5 protein-coding genes are annotated in these 11,574 nt (G+C 49.9%); 4 read left to right on the plus strand and 1 reads right to left on the minus strand.

The window, feature by feature from the left end:
• Positions 1–852: 852 nt before the first annotated feature.
• The gene (locus tag HMPREF2955_RS08950; protein ID WP_070722770.1) at positions 853–3,816 is read right to left on the minus strand and encodes a PEP/pyruvate-binding domain-containing protein; all 2,964 of its coding nucleotides are present in this window, start codon (positions 3,814–3,816) and stop codon (positions 853–855) included.
• A gap of 467 nt (positions 3,817–4,283) precedes the next feature.
• On the opposite strand from HMPREF2955_RS08950, the gene HMPREF2955_RS08955 reads away from it, so the two are divergent.
• From HMPREF2955_RS08955 to HMPREF2955_RS08970, 4 genes are all read left to right on the plus strand, one after another.
• Entirely contained in the window at positions 4,284–7,472 is a 3,189-nt protein-coding gene (locus HMPREF2955_RS08955) for a SusC/RagA family TonB-linked outer membrane protein (RefSeq protein WP_070722772.1), read from the plus strand.
• Between the two features lie 9 nt (positions 7,473–7,481).
• A complete protein-coding gene (locus HMPREF2955_RS08960; protein WP_246830110.1) occupies positions 7,482–8,981 on the plus strand; it encodes a SusD/RagB family nutrient-binding outer membrane lipoprotein in 1,500 nt (499 codons plus the stop codon).
• Positions 8,982–9,079: 98 nt separating this feature from the next.
• Positions 9,080–9,799, plus strand: a complete 720-nt coding sequence (locus HMPREF2955_RS08965) for a BT_2262 family domain-containing protein (protein ID WP_009231088.1) — start codon at positions 9,080–9,082, stop codon at positions 9,797–9,799.
• A gap of 12 nt (positions 9,800–9,811) precedes the next feature.
• Complete coding sequence (locus tag HMPREF2955_RS08970) at positions 9,812–10,327, plus strand: lipid-binding protein (protein ID WP_070722840.1); 516 nt, start codon at positions 9,812–9,814, stop codon at positions 10,325–10,327.
• Positions 10,328–11,574 lie beyond the last annotated feature (1,247 nt).

The following is an 11,574-nucleotide window of genomic DNA, read 5'->3' on the forward strand; positions in this document are numbered from 1 at the left end:
ACCAATCTAGAAAGGCAAAATGGCGCAAAATGCAAATAATTCCCTTAAATTTCAGTTGAAACGGGAGCACGTTAAGCAGAAAATCGTGGCTAATTGCATGTTTTTTAGCCTTGTTTTTCGCTAGAATGGGGTGGGAGAGAAGGTGTGTTTTGTAAAGAATATGGTAGTTTTTTTGGAGTCGGAAAGCTTGGTAAAACTAGATGGGTTAGAAATTCTAGATGGGCTGGTAAATCTAGATGGGCTGGTAATCCTAGTAAATCTAGCAATTTTAGTGAATCTAGTAATTCTAGTAAATCCAGTAGTCCTAGTTAATCTAGCAACTGGTTATCCTAGCTAATCTAGTAACTAGTAATCCAAGTTATCTAGTTAATCTAGTGGTCATGGTACATCTAGCAATCCTAGCAAATCTAGTATTTCTAGTTAATCTAGACAGCCTAGCTAAGCTAGTAAATTTGGCTCAATGGCCTTGTGCGCTTATAAACTTCCCTGTTTCCTTTTTCTCCTTGTTACTTTCCCCCTTGTTACTTTCTACCTTATTGCTTTCTACTTCCTCCTTGCTACCTTCTCCTTTCTCCTTCCTACCTTACTCCTTTCTCCTTCCTACTTATTACTTTCTCCTTACTACCTTACTACTTCCTCCTTACTACCTTACTACTTTCCTCCTTCCTACCTTCTCCTTTCTCCTTCCTACCTTACTCCTTTCTCCTTACTACTTACTACTTTCTCCTTACTACTTATTACTTTCTCCTTACTAATTTCCTCCTTTCTCCTTCCTACTTTACTACTTCCTCCTTACTACCTTACTACTTCCTCCTTACTACTTATTACTTCCTCCTTCCTACTTTCTCCTTATTACTTAGAAAAAGCAACCACACCTTCTCCCTTCATTCCATCCATCAATATGCGCAAAGGCTGTTCAAAGCGCACGTGCCTAACGTGTTGTGTCTCTTCAACGGCAGGCATGGCATCGAGAATGTCCTTGCGGAAGAGGCCATCGGGGATGTTCGTGTCTATCGTAAAGTAGCCAACACCAAAGCTAGTGAGGTTTTGAAAGAAGTGTGTTCCTTGGCTAGGGTCTATCCGATAGTTCTTCAATGCCACCTCAACGATGACACGTGCCGCACTGATATGCGGCCATTTAACGGGAACGCCCAGCCAAAAATCGCTCGAACCCCAACGCCCAGGCCCCACAAGAATGTAGTTTCGGTCGGTACCCAGAAAGCTGCTGTTGATGCGTTCAATTTCTTCGGCCACGCGATAGTTGTCGGCAGCCGAGAAGTTGTCGCCGTACTTAACGTACACCACGTCGGTAACGTCGTCGCTAACGCCATGTCCCAAGGTGTTGTGCGAACGTAGCAGGCACTGTTTGTCGGGTATGGCCGACAGGTCCTCGTCTAGCATTTGTTTGGCATCTACGATGGGGCGTATTTGCAAAAGGTTGAACTCGCCCGTGCGGTCGGCGTTGATGTTACAGGCAAACTCAATCTCCACAGGGCGTTTCATGGCATCCTCGCCATAGCGCATGGCCATTTGCATGATTTGCGGTAGGGGGAAAGCATCGTGCCTAAGCACGCCGCCAAAGGTGATGAGCTTGCGCCCGCCCTCGTAAAGGCCCTCGCGAATGATGTTGTCGTTAGGGTCGTATGTAGAGGCGATGAAGTGCAACGAATGGTCGGCCTCGGCCTCCTTTACGCCCAGTTTCAGGATGTTAAAGCCGTCGTCTACGGCAAAGTCGGTGTTGAGGTGCGTGGTGTCGAGGGCGTAGAATTGCGTTTGCGTGTCGCGTAAGGCCATTTTCATCTCGCTTGTTTGCAGCACTTGGTTGGGGTGATAGGGACTAACGCGCAACGTCTGACCGCCATCCACGATGTATTTGCCTAGCCCCAGAGCCAAGTTGGCAATGCCGTCTTCGGCTTGTTCGTCGCCAACGGGGTAGTAGTTGATGGAGCGCAACACGCCGCTGACGTTGGGATAAAATCGTGCGCCATAGTCTTTACCCACCACGGCCTGCAAGATGACGGCCATTTTCTCTTGGTCGATAACGTTGCTTGTGGCCGACATGTAGGCCTTTGAGTCTTTATAGAACACAGAGGCGTACACGCCTTTGATGGCTGCGGCAAGCATGCGGAGCATCACTTCGGCATCTTCGGTGTAAGGAATCATGTATGTGCTGTATATTCCTGCGAAGGGTTGGTAGTGCGCATCTTCGAGCAGCGAGCTAGAACGCACGGCAATGGGGCAACGCGTGGCATCGAAAAAGGTGGTGAAGTCGGCTTTAAGGCTGTCGGGAAGCTTTGCGGCGAGGAAGTGGCGAAGTATCTCGTCGTCGGTTGCATCGCTTAGGGCAATTTGGTACAGGTTGTTCTGCTCCATAAATTGGTCGAAGAAATCCGTACACAGCACAACCGTCTTAGGGATGTGCACCTTTACGCCCGGAAAGCTGTTAAACTCTGGATGCCGCTTGATGATGTTGTCGAGAAAGGCCAGTCCGCGGCCTTTTCCGCCCAACGAGCCGTCGCCGATGCGTGCGAAGTGGGCATAGCGGTCGAACTTCATGCGGTCGAACACGGCCACAACACCGATGTTTTTCATGTTGCGGTAGCGCACAATGGCCTCGAAGATAATTTGTCGGTGCGCATCCACATCCTTTAATTTGTGCCACGTAACGCCTTTGAGGAAGGCCGAAACGGGGAAAATGGCCCGGGCCGAAAGCCAACGGCTAACGTGGTTGCGGCTGATGTGGAAGAGCATCGAGTCGTAGGGGATGTTGAAAATGTTGTCTTGCAGCTGTTTAAGCGAGGCGATGCGTGCCACCTCCTTACGCGTTTTGGGGTCGCGGAAGATGAAATCGCCAAAGCCCATGTGCTCTTCCATGAGGTGGCGCAGGTCGATACTCATCTTCTTCGAGTTCTTGTCTACAAAGCGAAAGCCTTCTTTTTCGGCCTTTTCGCGGTTGTTTGTTTCGGAGCTTTCCAGGATGAGCGGCACAAACTCGTCGCGGCGGCGTATCTCGCGCAGCAGCTTGATGCCCGCCTCGGGGTCCTTTACGCCGTCTTTGGGAAAGCGTACGTCGCTGATGACGCCCAAAATGTTGTCGGCGTATTTGTCGTAGTATTCCATCGCCTCTTCGTATGTTCGGGCGAGAACCACTTTGGGCCGACCCCGCATTCGCAAGGCGGCAGCCTGGCTGTTAAGCGCCTCGGTGGATATGCGCTTGCTATGAACGAGGATGTAGCTGTACAGGTTGGGGAGGATGGAGGAGTAGAAACGTATGCTGTCTTCAACCAGCAAAATCATCTGCACGCCGCCTTCCTTGGTGTCGTGTTCCACGTTCATCTTGTCTTCGATAAGCTTGATGATGGAGAGGATGAGGTTGGTGTTGCCCAACCAGCAAAACACATAGTCGAAGATGCTGAGGTCTTCGTCTTGCATTCGGCGCGTTATGCCGTGCGAAAACGGCGTAAGCACCACGCAAGGCACCAGTGGGAAACGCTCTTTCACGGCATGCGCCACGGCGAAAGCGTCGTTGTCGGCATTGCCGGGCATGCAGATAATGAGGTCTACGCTAACACCCTGCATCACCTCTTCGGCCTCTTCAACGGTGCTTACCTGCTTGAATGTGGGCGGATAGCGCAGTCCTAGCTCAACGTATTCGTTATACATCTTCTCATCGATGCGGCCATCGTCTTCCAACATAAAGGCATCGTAGGGGTTGGCTACGATAAGCACATTATATATGCGGTGTTTCATCAGGTCGATGAAGTTGACGTCTTTGAGCAGGATGTCGTTCCACTCTTGCGGTATTTTGTTGTCCATGTCGTTCTGTCTTTATGTTTGGCGCGTGTGGCCCGAAGGCCCAATGGGCGGCGTTTGCCTTGCCGTTAGCGGTGATGCAAAATTAAGGTAATGCGCCCGAACGCCCAAAACATTTAGGAAGAAGTTGCGCATGGGTCTGAATTTATTGTGCAAATGCAAAAGGTTTGATGGTAAATAAAACGCACAAAATGAAAGAATTGCAAAAACGTTTGCTATCAAAAAGATAGCGAATGTGTGCGAAAACATTGTATTTTGGTTGTGTTTTTATTCATTTATTGCCGAATATTAATCAAAATAACGATTTTAGTTGCAAAATATTTGGTAGGTGTTTAAATTTTTCATAGCTTTGCAATATTCATTAAACGTTTGTGATTCGAACATAAGGCTTTGGCCATCCTTCTACGCTGAATAATCAATAGGCAACCATAAGGTGTTGTTTTTTATAATAACTAATGAGAGAATTTTTTATGGGAAAAAGGTTTACTATGCTATTGGGCAGCCTCTTCTTGTGTATGGGAGCGGCCTTGGCCCAAATGAAAATCTCAGGAACAGTAATCAGTTCGGAAGACGGACAACCCGTGATTGGGGCCTCTGTCGTTGTTACTGGCACAGGTCAGGGCACCGTTACCAACCTCGACGGACAGTTTACGCTTACCGTACCCGAACGTGCTAAGCTGCATATATCTTCAGCAGGCATGAAGGCTGTGGACGTAACAGCCAAGGATAACATGCGTGTTGTGCTCGAACCACTGAACACTACGTTGGGCGAAGTGGTGGTTACGGCGATGGGCATTAAGCGTTCGGCCAAGGCATTGGGCTTTTCGGCCACGGCTGTTAAGGGCGACGAGATTGCTGCGGCGCGCACTAACGACATCATGTCGAGCCTTGCAGGTAAGGTGGCGGGCGTGCAAATATCTAGTTCTTCGTCGGACCCAGGCTCGTCTAAGTCGGTTATCGTGCGTGGTATCAGTTCGTTGGGCAGCACCAATCAGCCGCTATACGTTATCGATGGCGTGCCGCTTAACAACAGCACGGTATCTACCGACAGGGACTTGAACCGCGGTTACGACTTTGGTAACGGCGCTAGTGCCGTAAATCCCGACGACGTGGAGAGCATGACCATCCTTAAAGGAGCGGCTGCAACGGCCCTGTATGGTAGCCGAGCCGCCAACGGTGTTATCCTTATCACCACCAAGACGGGTAAGAAAGCCCAAAGGGGACTGGGCATAGAGTATAACGGCGGCATGCAATGGGAAACGCTGTTGCGCCTGCCGCAGATGCAAAACGACTTTGGTATGGGTTGGTATGGCAACAAAACCGACAACGAGAACGGCTCCTGGGGGCCGCGTTTCGATGGTTCGTGGTTGCGTTACGGAGCGGTTTACGAAGGCACACAGAACTTTAAGAGTTACGTGCCGATAAAAAACAACGTGCGCGATTTCTTCGACACGGGCTATCGGTACAGCAATAGCGTGTCGCTTAACGGCGCAACAGACGTGAGCAACTTCTTCCTCAGCCTGTCGCAGATAAGCCAAGACGGCATCATACCCACCAATGCCGACAGCTATAACAAGTACACGTTCTCGGCAAGGGCAAGCCACAAGGTGAACAACCTCACGTTCAGCACGTCGCTTAACTATGCTTATCAACGCAACAACTTCGTGTCTACGGGGCAGAAGTCGAGCTCGATGTACAACAATGTGATGCAAACGCCGCGCGACATCAGCATCGTTGAGCTGAAAGACCTGAACAACCCCTTCAACACACCGGGTTATTACTATACACCTTATGGTGTAACCAATCCCTATTACGTGCTCAACAACTTTAAGAACGAGTTTGAAAGCGAGCGCTTCTATGGCAAGCTGCAACTGGATTACGACTTCTTGAAGTATTTTAAGCTTACCTATCGCTTCGGACTTGACACAAGTACCGAACATCATGATATGGGCGAACCCAACATGTCGACCCTGTTTAAGGGCACACCCAACTGGGAAGACGCGCTGCGTAGCCTCACGGGGCGAGTGAGCGAGCAAACAACACGCCGCCGAGAGATAAACCAAGACCTGCTGGTTACGTTCGACAAAGACCTTACCGACAGTTGGCACGTCAACGCATTAGTGGGATTTAACGGCAACGAACGCAAGTACAGCTACCAGAGTTCGGAGATAACGAACCTCACCATACCCACTTGGCTCAACCTTGCCAACACTGCCGACAAGCCTACGATAAAGAGTTACCAGCGCACACAGCGGCTGATGGGCGCGTTGGGACAAGCCGAGGTGGCGTTTAAAAACATGGTTTACCTCACGCTTACGGCCCGAAACGACTGGTCGTCAACGCTTCCGCGCGGCAGCCGCTCGTATTTTTACCCTGGCGCAACGGCCAGTTGGATAGTCTCGGAGATGCTTCCGGAGAACGTTAAGAAGACTGTTAACTACGCCAAGCTGCGTGCAGCATGGGGAAAGACGGGCAACGACGCCCTGCCTTACATGGTAAATACCATCTATCCGCAAGGTTCGGCCAGCAGTAGCGGGTGGGCAACAAGTAAGTTCCCCTTCACCAATGGCAGTTGGAACGCCTATACCGTGGGCAATACGCTTGGCGGCAGCAAGCTAAGTCCTGAGATGACCACCGAGTTTGAAGTGGGACTGAACATGGCTTTCTTTGGAAATAGGCTCAGTTTTGATGCCTCGTTCTACAACCGAACCAGCGACCGCCAGATATTTAGCCTCGATATGGATGCCGCTTCGGGCTATCTTTACCAGAACATGAACCTTGGCGAGATACGCAACCGCGGCGTTGAACTCGTTGTTAGCGGCACACCCGTGAAGCTGAAAGACTTTGCTTGGGACGTTACTTGGAACTTCACCAAGAACTGGAGCAAGGTAATCAGCCTGCCCGAAGAGCTAGGTGGCGAGTCGTCTATCTATGGATTGACTGGCGGAACGGGTCTCTATGCCATTAAGGGCGAAGAGTTAGGCGTGTTTAAAGCATACGTGCCACTGCGCGATCCCGCTACGGGGAAAGTGGTTGTCGACAACCAAGGCCTACCCATCCGCAATCCCAAGCAGCAAATCGTGGGTAGTATGAACTACAAGTACACGATGGGCATCAACAACACCTTTACCTATAAGGGCGTTAGCCTTTCGGTAGACGTGGACATACGCCAAGGTGGAAAGATGTTCTCGCGCACCAAGAACGTAACTTACTTTACAGGAAACGCCATGCAGACGGCTTACAACAGCCGCAACCCGTGGATTATACCCAACACCGTGGTGCAGAACGGAACCGATGCGCAAGGCAAACCCGTGTATGTTGACAACAACACGCCGCTCAATGCCACGAGCATTTATAAGTTCTGGGACGATGGCGGATTGGAATTGGGGGCGGGCGACCTCATCGACAAATCGTATATTAAGCTGCGCGCAATAACCCTTAGTTGGGCTTTGCCCAAGAAGTGGCTGGCCAACACCTTCCTCACCGATGTGCGCCTGTCGGCATTTGGAAACAACCTCTTCCTTTGGACACCGGCAGAGAATACCTTTGTAGATCCTGAGCTAACATCATTCGGCAACGACTTGCGAGGCAACTTCGGCGAGTGGTCGGCCAATCCTAGCTCGCGAAAGTTCGGTTTCAACGTTTCCGTTAAATTCTAAACCCGCAGCATGATGAAAAAGATAACAATACTGGCAGCCCTCGCAACGATGGTGTTAAGCGGCTGCAACCTCGACATAAACGACGATCCCAACTATCCATCGGAGGCACAGGTAACGCCTGAAAAGTTGTTCCCGTCTGCCGAGAACGCTATCGCCGATGCCTTGGGCGACCAAATGTTCACCTACGCGGGTTTCTTCTCGCAGTACTTCGAGCAGCGCCCCGAACAGAACCAATACAACAACCTGGCCGAATTGCACCTTGATGAAGGTAGCAATCTCTTCGACAGGTGCTACCAAACGCTATATGCCGGTGCACTGAAAGACTTGCAAGAGGTGATGGCGAAGAGCCCGAACAAGGCCAACCACTACGCTTGCACCGTGCTGAGGGCATGGGCATACCAGCTGCTTGTAGACAACATGAGCGATGCGCCTTACTCTGAAGCCCTGAAAGGCAAGGCCAACCCAACGCCTAAGTGGGAAGACGGTAAGGCCGTTCTCATGGGCGTGCTAGACGAACTGGACAAGGCTGAGGCTAATATCGGCGGTGAAAGCATGACCGTAGACGACCCCATGATGAATAAGAAACTAAGTCAGTGGAAGGGATTTGCCAACGCTTTGCGCCTGCGCATCTACATGCGCTTCATAGACGGCGGCGTAGACGTGGCCAACTATACGCAAAAGGCGAAAGACCTGGTGGCGGCCAACGCTTTCTTCAAGGGCGACATCATGTTTGATGTGTTTTCGCCTGTGCAAAATCAGTACAATCCTTGGTATGGGTCCATCTTTGCGTTGAATGCCAACAACTATGTGGCGGCTTATCCTTTGGTGGAATATTACAGCGATACCGACGACCCGCGCATGGGCTATGCCATAAGCGTAACCTCTTCGGGCGGTAACTACGTGGGCCAGTTGCCTGGCGCAAAAACTACGATGAAAGAATGGAGAAACAACCAGGATTGGAAAAACAAAAACGTCAGTGCCATCAAGTTTTCCGTCATGAAGGCGCAACCCATCTTTGCCTTTACCGAAAGCGAATTGCAATTCTTGTTGGCCGAAGTGCAGCTAAGGTTCAACAACGATGCTGCCAAAGCCAAAGCATGCTATGAGCAAGGCGTGAAGGCAGACTTCGCTTGGCGAAACTTGAAAGTGGGAGAAGCAACTGCTTTCTTGGCAAACGACAAAGTGAAGTTCGACGGAAAGAGCGTTGAAGAGCAGCTGCAACTTATATATATGCAAAAGTGGGCCGCCTTCTTCATGCGCAACCACATGGAAGCATGGTCCGAAATAAGGCGTACCAACGTGCCGCAAACCAGCAAGTTTACCGCCAAACAGGTGTTCGACGGCGAAGGCTATACCCCTGGCGACCTCATTGTGCCGGCCGTTAACCACATACAAGTGGGCGGTTTGGCCAAGCGCGTGCCTTATCCCAACCACGCCCGAAGGCTGAACCCGGCGCAAACGCCGCCCGAAAAGAAACTGAGCGACCCTGTTTTTTGGGATGTTAAATGATATGAGGCCTTTGTCCCAACACGTCTCTCTCTCTGCGATGAGAGAGAGACGTGGATGAAGTAAAACACCTTATTATATAACGTATAAACTGCAAAACAATGAACAAATATATCATCAACCTGTTGCCTGCGCTGGCACTCGTAGTGGGATTGAGCGCATGTGGCGATGAAAGTTTCACCGACTCGAAGGTTACGCCCATCGTCTTGATGGACATGGCAGGCGATGCCACGATTGAAGTGGCATTGGGTGCTACGTACCAAGACCCAGGTTGCACCGCCACCTATATGGGAAAAGACTATACCGCCAAGATGGAAGTGGACGGGCTGGATGCCGTAAACACCAACGCGCCTGGCTTATATCCCATTAACTACTCTTGCACAACGCCCGACGGCTACACCTACGAAGCACAGCGTGTGGTGGCCGTTTGCAACCCCAAGGTGAAGTATAAGGCTGCCGGAACCTTCTTCACGGCTGCCGGCACAAAGCGTGTGGATGCCAATGGCGTGGAGCAAACATACGCCAAGAGTGTTGTAAACGTTACGCAACTGGCCAGTGGATTGGTTAAGGTAGACGACCTGTTGGGCGGATATTACCAGGCAATGAAAGCCACAGGACAGCCAACGGCCGACGCCGTAACCATACAGGCACTGCTGCTTATGGCCGAAGACGGCACTTTTCAGCCCTATTCGGTAAAGGCAAACGGCGCCCCCGTCCAACTAGACGCTTTCTCCAATGCCACTTTTAACGCCAAGAAGGGTGTGTTTACATGGACCGTAACCTACAAAGGCGACACTTACAACATTGTGTTGAACAGATAAAAAGCAATGATTATGAAGAAATACATCATACAGATGGCCGCAGCAGCGTTCGCCCTGATGGGCCTTTCGGCTTGCGACGTAGAAACCAACGAGAAACCAGGCGGAACGGAAGTAGAGCAGATGGCCGGCTTTTGGGATGTGCGTGTGCACGAAGTGAATGCCGACGGAACGCTTACGCCAAACGCGTTTGGCGGCAGCACTTATAACCTGCAAACCTATAACACGGTAGAAAACACGGCCGATAAGATGTGGGTGAACCTGAGTGTAGGCAAGAAATGGAGCCTGTTGCTTGTTACGCCCATTAATTATGGCGCGCGCACCTTTGCTTGTCAAAACGTGAAAGCCGTGTACAACAGCGACGATGCCGGGGCAACAGTGAGCATTACCGATGGAAAAGTGCTAGAAGGGCAGGGGCACAACCTGCACAACCTGCCCACAGACAGCATTGTGTTTAATGTGCAACTGAGCACTTACCCAGGCAAAACCTACCGCGTAACGGGCACGCGCCGAAGTGGATTTACCGAATAAGGTCGCCGCTATTACGTATTTCGTAAAGGCTAGGCCAATGGCTTAACATACACAACCGTGCTTGCATGGTGTGTTCGTCCTGGCCGGATGTGCTAGGCGCAACATCGTGTTACTTACACCGATGCTTTCATGGGGCGTACCACATTTGTGGTGCGCCCCTTTTAGGTTAGGGCAGCAAAGGCTGTTAGTCCGAATATTACAAGAAGGCCAAACGTAACAAGTAAACCGCGTATAACAAGTAAATTACGTATAACAAGTAAGTGGCGTATAACTGGTAACCCTGGTAAACTAGGCGGTATGGCTTAACCAGCAAGTCTAGATACTAGCAATCCTCGCTTGCTCCTATACCTAACGCTCTTTAGCTCGCCATCTTGTTAACTCACCACCTTGTTAACAGGCCAACTTACCACCTTGTTAACTTGCCAACTCCTCAACTCCCCAATTCCTCAACCCTTCACCTCTTCACACCTTCCCCTTGCCTCCTTGTTAACTTGCCACCTTGTTAACCCGTCAACTTATAACCCGTCAACTTGCCAACTTGTCACCTTGTTATAGTCAAACAGAATTGGATTTGAAAAGACACAGCAGCATCGTAAACAAACAGAAAATCTCCTTTTCCTCCGCGTAAGGGTTTGTTCATTCTATGCAACGCACGTCTTGCAGGCTGCTAACAACAATTTTCCAAATGCAATTCTGTTTGACTATGATTTGCCGACTGCTCGACTCCCTAACTCCTAAAAGTGAAAGGGTGAAAAGGTGAAAAAGTGAAAAGATGGCTGCGCCTACCAACTTGTCATCTTGTTATCTCGTCAACTAAAAACATCTCGCCAGCTTGTCAACTCGTTAACTTGTCAACCCGTCAACTAACAAACTCACCAACTCAAAAACTTAAATTGTTATCTTTATTTTTACAAAGTCGTTCTAATTCTTACTTCGTTCTAGCGAAAATAAAGGCTCAAAAGTAGGTAAACTGCCACTGTTTTTTGCTTTTCACGTCTTCCAAAGTGTACAGTTCTAAGAAAAACACCTGCATTTTGCACCATTTTGCCTTTCTAGATTGGTTGCTGGATCGAAATTCTTCAGGCCCAATTACCTGCTTTTAGCCCCTAAAATCCTGCTTTTTAGCAGCTATTTTACCCTTTTTAGCCCTGTTTTTCATGGCTCGCAAGGGTTATATTTATACTTTTGCAGTGCATTTTTATGCTTTTCGCCCTGCGTTTAGCACCAAAACGCCTTGCATTTAGCAC

The organism is Prevotella sp. HMSC073D09, assembly GCF_001814145.1.
Lineage (GTDB): Bacteria > Bacteroidota > Bacteroidia > Bacteroidales > Bacteroidaceae > Prevotella > Prevotella conceptionensis.